Source organism: Kitasatospora sp. NBC_01246 (assembly GCF_036226505.1).
Taxonomy (GTDB): Bacteria; Actinomycetota; Actinomycetes; order Streptomycetales; family Streptomycetaceae; genus Kitasatospora.
The window spans coordinates 2,523,878-2,536,337 of record NZ_CP108484.1; the positions used below are offsets into that span (position 1 = coordinate 2,523,878).

General features: G+C 75.4%; 16 protein-coding genes. 8 read left to right on the forward strand and 8 right to left on the reverse strand.

What is annotated here, in order from left to right; genetic code table 11:
- Nucleotides 1–2: 2 nt before the first annotated feature.
- Nucleotides 3–896 carry a transketolase family protein gene (locus tag OG618_RS11015; protein WP_329487163.1) on the reverse strand — a complete coding sequence of 298 codons (894 nt, stop codon included), beginning with the start codon at nt 894–896 and terminating at the stop codon, nt 3–5.
- Between the two features lie 58 nt (nt 897–954).
- On the reverse strand, nt 955–1,656 hold the full coding sequence (locus tag OG618_RS11020; RefSeq protein ID WP_329487164.1) for a thiamine pyrophosphate-dependent enzyme: 702 nt from the start codon (nt 1,654–1,656) through the stop codon (nt 955–957).
- A 56-nt stretch (nt 1,657–1,712) separates the two neighbouring features.
- Here OG618_RS11020 and soxR point away from each other — a divergent pair, with 56 nt between their 5' ends.
- A complete protein-coding gene (gene soxR / locus OG618_RS11025) occupies nt 1,713–2,243 on the forward strand; it encodes a redox-sensitive transcriptional activator SoxR (RefSeq protein ID WP_329487165.1) in 531 nt (176 codons plus the stop codon).
- 66 nt (nt 2,244–2,309) lie between these two features.
- Here soxR and OG618_RS11030 read toward each other — a convergent pair whose 3' ends face one another.
- The gene (locus tag OG618_RS11030) at nt 2,310–3,230 is read right to left on the reverse strand and encodes a PfkB family carbohydrate kinase (RefSeq protein ID WP_329487166.1); all 921 of its coding nucleotides are present in this window, start codon (nt 3,228–3,230) and stop codon (nt 2,310–2,312) included.
- A 277-nt stretch (nt 3,231–3,507) separates the two neighbouring features.
- Between OG618_RS11030 and OG618_RS11035 the strand changes: the two genes are divergently transcribed.
- The 4 genes from OG618_RS11035 to OG618_RS11050 all read left to right on the forward strand — a co-directional run bounded on the left by OG618_RS11035 (nt 3,508) and on the right by OG618_RS11050 (nt 6,290).
- Nucleotides 3,508–4,368, forward strand: coding sequence for a helix-turn-helix domain-containing protein (locus OG618_RS11035; RefSeq protein WP_329487167.1), 861 nt, complete (start codon nt 3,508–3,510; stop codon nt 4,366–4,368).
- Entirely contained in the window at nt 4,358–4,561 is a 204-nt protein-coding gene (locus OG618_RS11040; RefSeq protein WP_329487168.1) for a DUF397 domain-containing protein, read from the forward strand. Before OG618_RS11035 ends, OG618_RS11040 begins: the two co-directional genes overlap by 11 nt.
- A 34-nt stretch (nt 4,562–4,595) precedes the next feature.
- A complete protein-coding gene (locus tag OG618_RS11045) occupies nt 4,596–5,282 on the forward strand; it encodes an HAD family hydrolase (protein WP_329487169.1) in 687 nt (228 codons plus the stop codon).
- Between the two features lie 279 nt (nt 5,283–5,561).
- Nucleotides 5,562–6,290, forward strand: a complete 729-nt coding sequence (locus OG618_RS11050) for a class I SAM-dependent methyltransferase (RefSeq protein WP_329487170.1) — start codon at nt 5,562–5,564, stop codon at nt 6,288–6,290.
- A gap of 64 nt (nt 6,291–6,354) precedes the next feature.
- Here the strand turns inward: OG618_RS11050 and OG618_RS11055 are convergent, their stop codons facing one another.
- Nucleotides 6,355–7,536, reverse strand: a complete 1,182-nt coding sequence (locus OG618_RS11055; RefSeq protein ID WP_329487171.1) for a hypothetical protein — start codon at nt 7,534–7,536, stop codon at nt 6,355–6,357.
- A gap of 259 nt (nt 7,537–7,795) precedes the next feature.
- Here OG618_RS11055 and OG618_RS11060 point away from each other — a divergent pair, with 259 nt between their 5' ends.
- Entirely contained in the window at nt 7,796–8,212 is a 417-nt protein-coding gene (locus OG618_RS11060) for a hypothetical protein (protein ID WP_329487172.1), read from the forward strand.
- 74 nt (nt 8,213–8,286) lie between these two features.
- Here OG618_RS11060 and OG618_RS11065 read toward each other — a convergent pair whose 3' ends face one another.
- Nucleotides 8,287–9,168 (reverse strand): LysR family transcriptional regulator, encoded by an 882-nt coding sequence (locus OG618_RS11065; protein ID WP_329487173.1) that lies wholly within the window; start codon nt 9,166–9,168, stop codon nt 8,287–8,289.
- Between the two features lie 76 nt (nt 9,169–9,244).
- Between OG618_RS11065 and OG618_RS11070 the strand changes: the two genes are divergently transcribed.
- The gene (locus OG618_RS11070; RefSeq protein ID WP_329487175.1) at nt 9,245–9,967 is read left to right on the forward strand and encodes a CTP synthase C-terminal region-related (seleno)protein; all 723 of its coding nucleotides are present in this window, start codon (nt 9,245–9,247) and stop codon (nt 9,965–9,967) included.
- A gap of 49 nt (nt 9,968–10,016) precedes the next feature.
- On the opposite strand, the gene OG618_RS11075 is transcribed toward OG618_RS11070, so the two are convergent.
- The 3 genes from OG618_RS11075 to OG618_RS11085 are packed head-to-tail and all read right to left on the reverse strand — an operon-like array spanning nt 10,017 to nt 11,896.
- On the reverse strand, nt 10,017–10,571 hold the full coding sequence (locus OG618_RS11075) for a GNAT family N-acetyltransferase (RefSeq protein WP_329487176.1): 555 nt from the start codon (nt 10,569–10,571) through the stop codon (nt 10,017–10,019).
- Nucleotides 10,572–10,609: 38 nt separating this feature from the next.
- Complete coding sequence (gene coaE / locus OG618_RS11080) at nt 10,610–11,206, reverse strand: dephospho-CoA kinase (RefSeq protein WP_329487177.1); 597 nt, start codon at nt 11,204–11,206, stop codon at nt 10,610–10,612.
- A 48-nt stretch (nt 11,207–11,254) separates the two neighbouring features.
- The gene (locus OG618_RS11085) at nt 11,255–11,896 is read right to left on the reverse strand and encodes an MBL fold metallo-hydrolase (protein ID WP_329487178.1); all 642 of its coding nucleotides are present in this window, start codon (nt 11,894–11,896) and stop codon (nt 11,255–11,257) included.
- Nucleotides 11,897–11,957: 61 nt separating this feature from the next.
- Here OG618_RS11085 and OG618_RS11090 point away from each other — a divergent pair, with 61 nt between their 5' ends.
- Nucleotides 11,958–12,416: a MarR family winged helix-turn-helix transcriptional regulator gene (locus OG618_RS11090; protein ID WP_329487180.1), complete on the forward strand. Its 459-nt coding sequence runs from the start codon at nt 11,958–11,960 to the stop codon at nt 12,414–12,416.
- Nucleotides 12,417–12,460 lie beyond the last annotated feature (44 nt).

The window sequence follows — 12,460 nt, forward strand, 5'->3', positions numbered from 1 at the left end:
GATCACCAGAGGAAGGTGCCGATCCGCTCCCGCAGCCCGGGCGCGTCCAGGCCGTAGGCGGCCAGGTGCTCGGCCATCGAGCCGTAGTGCCGGTGCTCCGCGCGCGGCACCCCGAGGGCGAGCACCCGGTGCGCCCGGTCCGCCAGCGCCGCGTGCACCTCCCCGGCGGACGTCCCGGCCAGGTAGGGCTCGACCACCACCACGTCCGCGCGTCCGCGGACCACCGCCCGGAGCCCGGCCGCGTCGAACGGCCGCACGGTGGCCGCGTACAGCACCGAGACGTCCAGCCCCTCGGTGGCCGCCAGCACGGCGTCCAGCATCGGGCCGACCGCGAGCACCACGCCCTTGGCGCCCCGGCGCAGGACGGTGAACCGCCCCGCCTCGACCGGTACCGCCGAGGCGTTGCGGTGCTCGGACAGCCGCACGTACACATTGCGGTCGCCGTCGGCCACCGCGTGCCGCAGCAACCGCTCCGCCTCGTCGGGGTGCCCCGGGACGTGGACCGTCCAGTCCGGCAGGGTGTCCAGCAGCGCGACGTCGCCCGGCGACATGTGGGTCCGGCCGCCGGCGGGCCAGTCGTAGGAGCCGACGGCGCTCACCAGCACCGCGCCGACGCCCTGGTGGACGAGGTCCAACTTGACCTGCTCGAAGGGGCGTTCGATCAGGAAGCTGGCGAAGGTGTGGGCGATCGGCCGCATCCCGGTGAGCGCCAGTCCGCCGGCCGCGCCGATCAGCAGCTGCTCGCGGATGCCCACGTTGACCACCCGGTCGGGGTGGCGCTCGGCGGCGGGGGCGAAGCCCGAGGCGCTGATGTCGGCCAGCACGACGGCCAGCCGCGGGTCGTCGTCGAGCAGCCGGGCGGTCACGTCGACGAAGCGCTCGCGCATGGTGTCCATGGAGGTGAAGTCCCTTACTGGTGAGAGGTCTTGTCGGGGCCGCGGACGGACGCGGCGCTCAGGGGTTCTTCGGCTCCACCCGGGCCACCACGACGCGCGGGCGCCCCGGGTGCTCGGCGGTGAACGCCGCGTACAGCGCCTCGTGGTCGCGCCCGTCCACGGTCTCGGCCGACCAGCCCTCGCCCGCGAAGCGCGCCGCGATGCCGCCCCGCCACCCGTGCGTGGCCGAGGAGTTGTCGATGACGACGACGTGCAGCCGGTCCAGCCCGTACGCGCCGGCGAAGGCCAGCGCCTCGTGGTTCGAGCCCTCGTCGAACTCCGCGTCCCCGAGCAGGACCCAGACCGCCGGGTCGTCGAGCCCCTGGGCGCGCAGCCCGAGCGCGGTCCCGACCGCCAGCGGCAGACCGTGCCCGAGCGAGCCGGAACTGATCTCCACCCCGGGGATCAGCAGGCGGTCCGGGTGGTGGCCGAGCGGCGAGTCGTAGGCGCCGAAGCTCGGGAGCAGCTCCGGGTCGATGAAGCCCTTCGCCGCCAGCACCGCGTAGTACGCCATCGGGCCGTGGCCCTTGGAGAGCAGGAAGCGGTCCCGCTCCCGGTCCTCCGCGGTGCCCGGGGTGACCCGCAGGACGCGGTCGTACAGCACCCAGAGCACGTCCAGGGTGGAGGTGGCGGCCGGGCCGTGCTTCTCGGCGCCGGTCATCCGGCCGATCAGGTCCGGGAGTTGCTCGAAGCCGGCCGCGGTGGCGGTGTTCGTCGTCATGCCCACGATCCTGCAACTTGAAGTCAGCTTGAAGTCAAGCGGCTACAGTGAGCGGCATGACCGCCCCCGCATCCGCCCGCGGCGAGAACTCCGGAGCCTCCACCGGACCGAGCCGGCACGACCTGCTCACCATCGGCCAGCTCTCCGAACGCAGCGGCCTCGCCACCTCCGCGCTGCGCTACTACGAGAAGCTCGAACTGATCCACGCCACCCGCACCACCGGCGGCCAGCGCCGCTTCACCCGCGGCACGCTGCGCCGGATCGCCTTCGTCCGCGCCGCCCAGCGCGTCGGCCTCTCCCTCGACGAGGCCAGGGTCGCCCTGGACCGGCTCCCCGAGCACCGCGCCCCCACCGGCACCGAGTGGGACGGCGTCGCCCGGTCCTGGCAGAACCGGATCGACGAGCAGATCGCCGAGCTGGAGCGGCTCAGGGCCAAGCTCACCGGCTGCATCGGCTGCGGCTGCCTCTCGCTCTCCCGCTGCGCCCTGTACAACGCCGCCGACCGCGCCGCCGCGGCCGGCCCGGGCGCGCGCTACCTGCTCACCCGCGACCCGGCCACCGGCCCCGAACCGGGCACCGACGATTGACCGCTCTCCCACGACGCACGCCGAGGGCGGCCGCACCGGGCGCCGTGACGGCGAACGGCCCGGGCCTCACCCTCCGAGCAACCGCTCCAGGTCGGCGCGGCCCGGCACGGCGCCGCGGGCACCGAGCGCGGTGACGGCGAAGGCTCCGGCGGCCGCCGCGGTGGCCGCCGCCCGGGCGAGCGGGAGGCCGCGGGCGAGTTCGGCGGCGAGCGCGCCGCAGAAGACGTCACCGGCGCCGGTGCTGTCGACGACGGCGACCGGCGGCGCCGTCACGCGTTCGCCGCGGCCGTCCTCGGCGACCAGCGCGCCGTCGCCGCCGAGGGTGACCACCGCGGCCCCGCCGAGCGCCGCCAGCGCCCGGGCCGCCCCGGCCGGATCGTCGTCGCCGGTGAGCTGCCGGGCCTCGACCGCGTTGGCGACGAGCAGGGTGCCCGGTCCGGCCGCCCCGGCCGGGAGCGTCCCGGCCGGCGCGGCGTTGTGCACCCATCGCGCACCCGGCACCGCGGCGACGGCCCCGGCCGCCGCTTCGAGGCACGGCGGCGGGACCTCGCCGCTGGTCAGCACCACGTCGCCGGCGCGCAGCCGCAGCGCGGCGAGGGCGTCGGCGACGTGCCCGGCCGAGAGCAGCGCGTTCGCGCCCGGCAGCACCAGGATGCTGTTCTCCCCGCCGGGATCCACCATGACCAGGGCCTGCCCCGTCGCGGCCGCGCCCTCGGTGCCCACCGTGCCGGTGCCGACCGCGCGGCGCCGCAGCTCGGCGAGTGCCCGGCGGCCGGCGTCGTCCGCGCCGACCCTCGCGACCAGGTGGGTGGCCGCCCCCAGCGCGGCGGCGGCGACCGCCTGGTTGGCACCCTTGCCCCCGAAGCCCTCGTCGACGGAGGTCACCAGCACCGTCTCACCGGGCGCGGGCAGGACGGGACAGCGCAGGATCCGGTCGGCGTTCACCGATCCGACGGCCACCACACGGCCGGGAGTCTCTCTGTTCACCCCTCCTGTCTAGACGGTCGGACGCCCGCGTGCCAGGCCGCCACGGACGGGTCGCGTGCGCGAGTGAATATCCGGGCCGGCCGACTTCCCGCTCCCGGCACGACCACCGCCCCGGCATTCCGGCTATTCACCGGCATCACTCCCGCCGGAATTCCGCCGAACCCCGCGCCTTCCGCACATTCGCACGCATGGAATTGCGCGCACTGGTAAGACTCTTGTGATCACGAGAGGAGGTGGCAGACTGTGACTCGACGTCAACTGACAAGGAGCGGCCAGAGTGGACAGCCCGACCGTGCTCCGGCGTAGGCTCGGATCCGAGTTCCGCCGCCTGCGCGAGCAGACCGGGCTGCAGGCGAAAACCGTCGCCGACACCCTGGGATTCAGCGCCGCAAAGGTCTCGCGCATCGAATCGGGCCAGACCACCCTGAAGGAATCGGACGTCCGCGCACTGCTCGAACTGTACGGCGTCCGGGACGATTTCGAGCGGCGGCAGTTCATCTCACTGACCCGCCGCAGCACCCAGCGGGGTTGGTGGCACGACTACGGGGACGCCCTCCCCGACTGGTTCCAGACCTACGTCGGGCTGGAGGCCGATGCCGCCCGCATACGCGCCTACGAGACCGAGTTGATCCCCGGGCTGCTGCAGACGCCGGACTACGCCCGCGCCATGTTCCGGATCTCGCCGTCGGAGCAGGGGCACGGGGAGATCGAACGCCGGGTCAGACTCCGGATCCAGCGCCAGGAGGTCTTCCAGCGCGCCGATCCGCCGGTCGTCCAGGCGGTCCTCAACGAGTCCGCCCTGCGCCGCGCGGTCGGCGGGGCAGAGGTCATGCGCGCCCAGGTGCGCCATCTCGCCGAGTTGGCGCACAAGCCCAGCGTCACGATCCAGGTGCTTCCCTTCAGCACCGGAACGCACCCCGCCATGAGCATGGCCTTCCACATTCTCTCCTTCGCCGACGTACCGGGCGACATCGTCTATGTCGAGGCATTGACGAGCAGCCTCTACCTGGAGAAGGAGTCGGACATCGCGCGTCATGTGCTCGTGTTCGACCAGCTCGCGTCGACCGCCATGAACGCCGAGGAGTCCCTGTCCTGGATGCACGATCTCGTCGCGGAGGGGTACGGAAATGACGACTGACCTGGTGTGGCGCAAGAGCAGCTTCAGCGGCAGCGAGGGCGGGAACTGCGTGGAGGTCGCGGACGGTGCCCCCGGTGCGGTGCCGGTGCGGGACAGCAAGGACCCGTACGGCCCCTCCCTCACCTTCACCGCCGACGCCTGGTGCTCCTTCCTGACCGCCCTGCACAGCGGTGAGCTGCCCGTCCGGCCCTGAAGTCGCCGGCGACGCCTGTGGTCTACTGCCGGTCATGCCGCTGCTGATGCTGGACCTCGACAACACCCTGATCGACCGTGATGCCGCCTTCCTGGCCTCCGCCCGGGCGTTCCTGGCCGAGCACGGCCTGCCCGGCAGCGACCTCGGCTGGATCGCGGAGCTCGACGCGAGCGGGTACACCCCGGAGGACCGGATGGCCGCCGCCCTGGCGGCCCGGTACGGGAGTTCGGTCCCGGCGCGCGCCGTCGACGCCCTGCTCGACAACGGTGGAGCCGACCTCGTGGAGCTCGCCGCTCCCACCCGCCGGGCACTGGCCCGGGCCCGGGCCGACGGCTGGGCGTGCGTCATCGTCACCAACGGCCGTACCGGGCAGCAGGAGGCGAAGATCCGCCGTACCGGGCTCGACCGGATCGTCCAGGGCTGGGTGGTCTCCGAGGCCGTCGGCCACAAGAAGCCCGCTCCGGAGATCTTCCGGGCCGCGGCCGAGACGGTGGGGCAGCCGCTCAGCGGCGCCTGGATGGTCGGCGACTCGGCGCACGCCGACATCGCGGGCGCGCACGCGCTCGGCCTGGGCAGCGTCTGGGTGTCGGCCGGCCGCCCGTGGGCGCAGGACGCGTACCGGCCCACCCTGGTCGCCGAGGACGTCGCCACCGCGATCGGCCACGCGCTCGACCACGCCTGCGGCGGGGCGACCGGCGGCGGGGCGACCGGCGGCCGGTGACGGCCCGGAAAGCTTTACCTCCTGCTGGGGAAACGGCCCCCTCCGCCGAGCTCCCCACGCCCCCTCGACGGCCGCCGGAGGCACCCCCGGCGGGCGGACGCGGCGGGCCGCGAGGGGTGGGGCCAGAGCCGTCCGACGGGCCGTCGGGGCCGCCCCGGCGGGCTTCCGGCATGGCCTCCACCGGCCCGGAAAATGGCCTCTGACCAGCCGCTTTCCCTCTTGCGGCGACTAGAATCGAGGGGACCGGACGGCCCCGCGTCCGCCCGTGGAGAGGACCAGATGCACCGCGACATCCGCACCACCGACGACGTCCTGGACCTGCTGGACCAGCTCTTCCTCCCCGCCGCCGACCGGTGGACGGACCAGGCCCGCGACTGGTGGGACCAGTTCTACGCGGACCGCTCCGCGCCGCGCCCCTTCTTCGTCCCCAAGCCCGACGAGAACCTCGTCTCCTACCTGGACCGCGGCCTGCTCACCCCCGGCCGTGCCCTGGACCTCGGCGCCGGCCCCGGACGCAACGCCATCCACCTCGCCTCGCAGGGCTTCGAGGTGGACGCCGTCGACCTCTCCCCCACCGCCGTCGCCTGGGCCGGCGAACGGGCCCGCGAGGCCGGCGCCGACGTGCGCTTCCACTGCGGCAACATCTTCACCGTCGAACTCCCGCACCGGCAGTACGACCTGGTGTACGACTCGGGCTGCCTGCACCACCTCCCGCCGCATCGGCGGATCAGCTACCTCGCCCTCCTGGAGCGGGTGTTGAAGCCCGGCGGGCACCTCGTCGTGAACGCCTTCGCGGCCGGCGCCATGGGCTCCGAACTCCCCGACCGGGAGCTCTACCGCAACGGCCGGCTGGACGGCGGCCTCGCCTACACCCCGGACGAACTGCGCCACCTCTTCTCGGAGTTCACCGAGATCGAGATCCGCCCGATGGTGCCGCACGGGCCCGACTCGCCGCTCTTCGGCATCCCGGTGCTGCTGAGCGCCCTGTTCCGGCGCCCGGCCGAGTAGGCCCGGGCGCCGGGGTTCGCGTGGTGCCGGGGGGGTGCGTGGTGCCGGGGTCCGCGTGGTGCCGCTACGCCACGACGGCGAGCGGCATCACCCGCCCACCGTCGGTCAGCAGCATCGCCACCGCGCTCACCGCGCCGGTGGCGAGGTCGACCCGCAGGACCAGCACCCGCTGCCCCTGGTTCTCCGAGCCGTGCTGGACGGTGGTGTACGCCGCGTCGGCGGCGCGGTCGACCACGAACGCCTCCTCCTGGACGGCGGGCCCCCAGAACTGCTCGGGGATGGTGGCGAGCGGCTTGAGCGCGATCCGCGGGTGGGCCGGGTCGGCGGTGTCCACGGTGGCCAGCGCGAGTTCGCGCCCGTCGGCGCTGAGCACCTGGCGGTCGCCCACCAGCGCCTTGGGGTTGAGCACTCCGCCGCTGACCTCCGCGACCGGGTTGGCGGCGAGCGTGGCCACCGGGCCGACCCGGACGGTCCGCCGGTCGTCCGCGGCGACCGTCAGCGAGCCGTCGCCGTTGGCCACCGCCCGCTTCGCCACCTGCGCCGGCACCACCCGGCCGCCGAGGAAGGCGAGCGCCTCGGGGGCGCGCACGCCGATCCCCTCGACCGGGTGCTCCCCGGTGCCGTCCGGCCGGACGGCCCGCAGGCGCCCGTCGGCCGCCGGACCGCTCGACTCGCTCCAGTGCACGACCTCGCCGCTCACCGGGTCGACGACCGGGGCGCTCTGGCGGGTGCCCGCACCGGCGGCGGGCAGGCCGGAAATGTCCTTGAGGTCGGCCGGGCCGCCCTGGCCGAGCACGGAGACGCGGGGCTCACCGGGGTGGTCCGCGTCCTGGAAGCCGTACTGCGCGGTGCCGACCATCCCGGCGAAGCCGGCGGTGAAGCCGGCCGGGGTCGCACAGCCGCGGATGTTGGTCGGCGGCTTGGCGAGCCCGTTGCTGACCGCGAAGCTGCGCACCTTCCGCGCCGCGCCGTCCGCGCCGACGGTGACCAGGACGCAGCGCTCGTCCGGCGTCCCGGCGTGCGTGCTCACCGAGAGGACCAGCCCGCCGACCTCGGTCGCGGTGGGCAGCGTGTCGAGGAGCACCTTCTCCGGGAACCGCACCTCGGCCGTCGGCCCGCCGGTGCCCGTCGTGGCACCCGCCGACGGGGTGGCCTCCCCCGTCCCCGTACCGCCGCTCTGGCACGCCGTCAGCGCCAGCAGCGGCACGGCGGCCGCCGCCAGGACAGCCCTGCGCAAGGGCTTCACGCCCCCCACCTCCACCCGTTTCGGTTCCGGCCCAGGGTAGCCGGGCCCGGTTCCGGGCCGTACGGCGGCGCCCGGTCGGTCCGGCGGGTGGCCGGGGGCGGTCCCGCCGACCACCGGGCGCGGTCGCGGCCGCGGCAGCTCAGGACCGCGCCGGGGCAGTGGTCCAGGGAGGGGTACCGGAAGGCGGACTCCTCGTCGCCGCCCCCCTGGCCGTCGCCGGACGCCGATGCCCTACGGTGGGCGCCGGAAGGGGTGGCACATGACCGACGACCGACCGACGAACTCGGCTCCACCGCCCGCACCTTGGCCGCTGATCGCGACCGGGAAGCCGTTCGCCGACCGGGTCGGCGACCTGGTCCGGGCCTGGGAGGCCGACGGGCGGGCCCCGGACCGGCTGGTGCACGGGAAGCCGTTCTTCGCCCTGTACTGCTGGCACCTGTGGACCATCCGCGAGGGCCGGCCGCACGACGCCGCCACGGCCGCGTACGTGGCGAGCGCCCACCGGGCGAACGGCGGCGCGGCCGGCTGGGACGCCCTGCTGCGCGGCCGGGCGTACTGCTCCTGCCACGGCGAGCGCTGGCGGCTGGAGAACCTCTCGATCTGCCTCGGCTGCCTGGAGTACGTCTGCTTCGAGCTCGGCCGGCCGTGCTGCCACGGCGCGCCGGTCGTCGGCTGAGACTCGGCCGGGACCGGACCCGCCGGACCGCCCCACCGCCAAGCCCGCCCGGGTACCGCCCGACCGACAGTCCGTCAGCCGGCCAGCAGCCGGGCCAGCAGCGCCGCCGGACCCTCCGGCAGGCTGCCGTGCACCAGCTCCGTCCGGTGGACCAGCCGCGGCTCCCGGACCGGCACGGCGACGACACCCGCCGCGCCCTCCGCCGCCGGGGCCGGGAGGACGACCAGGCCGTGCCCGGCGGCGACCAGGGCGAGCAGGCCGCGGACGTCCGTACCCAGGTAGCGCGCGGCCGGGCGGAACCCGTCGACGGCGGTGGCGGCCCGCAGCCGGGCCGCGTCCGGCGCCAGGTCGGGAGCGTCCAGCCAGCGCGCGGCGGACAGGTCGGCCAGGGCCAGACCCGCGCGGCCGGCCAACGGGTGCCCGGTGGGCAGCGCGACGGCGAGCGGCCGCTCGCCGACCGCGACCGTGCCGAGCGGGCCGACCTCCGGGAGCGGCAGCGGGTCGCTCGGGGCCGCGAGCCCGTCGATCAGGGCGAGGTCCACCTCGCCGGTGGCCACCTGGGCGGGCAGCGCCTGCGGGGGGAGGACCCGCACGACGAGGTCCAGCCGCGGGTACTCCCGGCGCACGTCGGCCAGCGCGCTCCCGAGCGCGGCGCCGACCGCCAGCGGGGTGGCCCCGAGCACCAAGCGGGCGCTCGGGGTGCCCGCCAGGCGTGCGACGTCGGCGCGCGCCGCGTCCAGCCGCACCAGCAGCGGGGCGGCGTGCTCCAGCAGCCGCGCGCCGGCCTCGGTCGGGCCGACCGGGCGGCGGCCGAGCAGGACCGTCCCGAGATCGGCCTCCAGCGCGGCGATCTGCTGGGAGACCGCGGACTGCGTGAAGCCGAGCGCACGGGCCGCCTCGGAGAAGGAGCCGAGCCGGACCACGGTGACGAAGGTGCGCAGCTGGTGGGGGTCCATGGCTATCAGATCCTCTGATCCAAAGGTAAGAAATCATCGTTGGCGCTGATCCGGAGTCAGGGGTCAGGATAGCCGCATGACCTACCTGACCCCCCGCCTCGCCCTGGTCGGCGACCGCTCCCCCGCCGTCCGCTCGCACGCCCGCGTGCCCGGGCTGCTCGACGCCCTCGCCACCCGCGACCAGCTCGCCCTGGACGCCTACTGGATCCCCACCGGGGACGCCGGGGCACCGGGCGCCCTCGACGGCTTCGACGCCGTCTGGCTGCTCCCGGGCAGCCCCTACCGCAGCGAAGCGGGCGCGCTGGCCGCCGTCCGCACCGCCCGCGAGCGGGGCATCCCGTTCCTCGGCACCTGCGCCGGCTTCCAGCACGCCGTGGTGGAGTACGCGCGCAACGTCTGCGGCATCGACGGCGCGGCGCACGGCGAGAGCCACCCCGACGAGGACGACCTGGTGATCGTGCCGCTCAGCTGTTCACTGGTCGGGCACGAGGGCGCGGTGCGGATCGCCCCCGGCACCCTCGCCGAACGCGTGCTCGGGGAGACCCGGACGCTGGAGCGCTACCACTGCCAGTACGGGCTGAACCCGGCCTACCTGGAGCGGCTGCGCTCGCCCGGGCTGCGGTTCAGCGGTACGGACGAGGCCGGCGAGCCGCGGATCCTCGAACTGCCGGAGCACCCCTTCTTCCTGGCCTCGCTCTTCCAGCCCGAACTGGCCGGGGACGGCACCCGGGCGCACCCCTTCGTCCGGGCGCTGGCCGCCGCGGCGGTCGAGCACGCCGGCGCGGCCGCCCGCGCCTGAACCGGCCGCACCTGAGCCGGCCGCCGGGGTGCGGGCGGGAACGGCGGGCTCACATCGGCAGCGACCGCAGCCGCACCGGCCCGTCGGGCAGCCGCGCCCCCTCGGTCAGCGGTGTCCACATGGTCCGCAGCGGCATCGGTACGACCCGCCCGCCCGGCTGCTCCACCAGCACCTCACCCGCCGTCTCCCGCCAGCCGAGCCGCTCGTAGAGCGCGACCAGCGGCGGCCGGCAGAACAGCAGCGCGTACCGCGGGCCCAGCGTCCGGGCGTGCGCCAGGGCCGCGCCGACCACCACCCGGGCCAGGCCCCGGCCCCGGGCGTCGGGGGCGACGGCCACGCCGCCGACCCCCACCGCCTCGGTGTCCGTCCCGCCGACCGTCAGCGGCAGCGGCAGCAGGCCGGCGTGGGCGACCAGGCGGCCGTCCGCCGCCCGGACGCCGAAGTGGATCTCCTTCGGCAGCCAGGTCAGGCCGGTGTGCGCGACCCCGAAGGGATCGTCACCGGCGCCCAGGATCTCTTCGAGGTCGCGCCGGGCGTACTCGGCGAGGCGAACGGCAGCGGGTGCGGATGCGGATGCGGCGGCGGGTGCGGGGTGATCGGCCATCCCCCCATGATCGCCTTCCCGGCCGGCTTCGAGAAGGGTCAGCCCTGACGGGCCTTCAACGCGTTCCAGACCTCGTCGACCCGGGGGGCGAGTGCCTCCAGCGGTCCGCTGTTGTCGATCACCACGCCCGCGACGGCCAGCCGGTCGGCCCGGGAGGCCTGCGCGGCCATCCGGGCCCGGGCCTCCTCCTCGGTCATGCCGCGCAGCCGGACCAGCCGGTCGATCCGCACCTCGTCGTCGGCGTCGACCACCAGCACCAGGTCGTACAGCGGGGCGAGACCGTTCTCCGCCAGCAGCGGGACGTCGTGCACCACCACCGCGTCCGGGGCGGCGGCCGCCTCCAGCTCGGCGGACCGGGCCCGGACCAGCGGGTGGACGATCGCGTTCAGCGCCCGCAGCCGCTCGGGGTCGGCGAAGACGACGGCGCCGAGCGCCGGGCGGTCCAGCGCACCGTCCGGCCGCAGCACGCCCTCACCGAACTCGGCCACCACGGCACCCAGGCCGTCCGTCCCGGGGGCGACCACCTCACGGGCGATCACGTCCGAGTCCACGATCACCGCGCCGTGGGCGGCGAGCAGCCGCGACACCTCGCTCTTGCCCGCACCGATGCCACCCGTCAGTCCGATCTTCAGCATGGCGCCAGGCTACCGGCGCCCCCGGCCCGCGGTCAGCCCCGACCGGGCTCAGTCCAGGTCGAGGCTCTCGCCGTCCCCGAGGGTGCGCAGCTCGGCGCCCGTCCCCGGGCCGCCGGGGCCGACCAGGCGGGTGTGCACGGCCAGGCCCGCCGGGCTGAGCACCGCGTCGTGGATCGGCAGCGCCCGGCGCGGGCCCGCCTCCCGGACGTAGTCGACCAGTTCGGAGACCTTGGTCCAGGGGGCGGCGATCGGGAGCAGCAGCGTCTCCACGACGTGCGGCGGCACGGTCAGCGCGTCACCGGGATGGAAGAGCCGGCCGTCGAAGAGGAAGCCGATGTTCTTCACCGGCGGGATGTCCGGGTGGATCACCGCGTGCCACTCGCCGTGCACGGAGACCTCGATCCCGCCGATCTCGAAGGCGTCGCCCTCGCCGACCACCGCGACCCGAGGGGCGACGCCCTCCAGCTGGTCGGCGACCGCTCGGTTGGTCCAGACCCGCAGCGCCGGGTCGGCCTCCAGAGCGGCGCGCAGCCGGGCCTCCTCGAAGTGGTCGGCGTGCTCGTGGGTGATCAGCACCGCGTCCGCGCCTGCGAAGGCGGCGGGGTCGGTGAACATCCCGGGGTCGACGACGACGGTGGTGCCGCCGTGCTCCAGGCGGACGCAGGCATGGCCGAACTTGGTGATTCGCATGGGAAAACCGTACAGCAAGGCTGTGCAGTTTCGCTGTACACCTGAGCGCTAGACTTCTCCCATGACCAGCGACACCGCAGGCGGCCGCAACACCGCCGCCGCTCCGCGTCCGGAGACCCTCGAACTGGCCGCCGACCTCCGCGCCGCCGTCGGCGACCTGGTCCGCGCGCTCCGCCCCGGCGACACCCTGCCGCAGAACCAGGCGGGCGTCCTCGGCCTGCTGATCCGCGACGGGCAGGCCCTCACCGTCAGCGAACTCGCCACCCGCCAGCGCGTCCGCCACCAGTCGATGGCCCGCACGGTCGCCCTGCTCACCGGGGCCGGCCTGGTCACCCAGGAGCCGCACGCCACCGACGGACGCAAGCTGCTCGTCTCCCCCACCGGGGCCGGCCGCGCCGCCCTCGCCGAGCAGCGCGCCCGCCGCGAGGCCCGGATCGCCACCGCCATCGAGGCCCGACTCACCCCCGGGGAGCGGGAGACCCTCCGCGACGCCGTCGCCCTGCTGCGCCGCCTGCCCTGACCGCCGCGCACGGCGGCGGGCAACTCCCCGGAAAGGGAGCGGTT

Bases quoted from the DNA above. Each gene is read 5' to 3' on its own strand.
- coaE (WP_329487177.1), bottom strand. From the start codon at position 11,206: ATGCTGAAGATCGGACTGACGGGTGGCATCGGTGCGGGCAAGAGCGAG.
- OG618_RS11085 (WP_329487178.1), bottom strand. From the start codon at position 11,896: ATGCGAATCACCAAGTTCGGCCATGCCTGCGTCCGCCTGGAGCACGGC.
- OG618_RS11040 (WP_329487168.1), top strand. From the start codon at position 4,358: ATGACGACTGACCTGGTGTGGCGCAAGAGCAGCTTCAGCGGCAGCGAG.
- OG618_RS11015 (WP_329487163.1), bottom strand. From the start codon at position 896: ATGGACACCATGCGCGAGCGCTTCGTCGACGTGACCGCCCGGCTGCTC.
- OG618_RS11070 (WP_329487175.1), top strand. From the start codon at position 9,245: ATGACCTACCTGACCCCCCGCCTCGCCCTGGTCGGCGACCGCTCCCCC.
- OG618_RS11020 (WP_329487164.1), bottom strand. From the start codon at position 1,656: ATGACGACGAACACCGCCACCGCGGCCGGCTTCGAGCAACTCCCGGAC.
- OG618_RS11075 (WP_329487176.1), bottom strand. From the start codon at position 10,571: ATGGCCGATCACCCCGCACCCGCCGCCGCATCCGCATCCGCACCCGCT.
- OG618_RS11045 (WP_329487169.1), top strand. From the start codon at position 4,596: ATGCCGCTGCTGATGCTGGACCTCGACAACACCCTGATCGACCGTGAT.
- OG618_RS11060 (WP_329487172.1), top strand. From the start codon at position 7,796: ATGACCGACGACCGACCGACGAACTCGGCTCCACCGCCCGCACCTTGG.
- soxR (WP_329487165.1), top strand. From the start codon at position 1,713: ATGACCGCCCCCGCATCCGCCCGCGGCGAGAACTCCGGAGCCTCCACC.
- OG618_RS11050 (WP_329487170.1), top strand. From the start codon at position 5,562: ATGCACCGCGACATCCGCACCACCGACGACGTCCTGGACCTGCTGGAC.
- OG618_RS11065 (WP_329487173.1), bottom strand. From the start codon at position 9,168: ATGGACCCCCACCAGCTGCGCACCTTCGTCACCGTGGTCCGGCTCGGC.
- OG618_RS11090 (WP_329487180.1), top strand. From the start codon at position 11,958: ATGACCAGCGACACCGCAGGCGGCCGCAACACCGCCGCCGCTCCGCGT.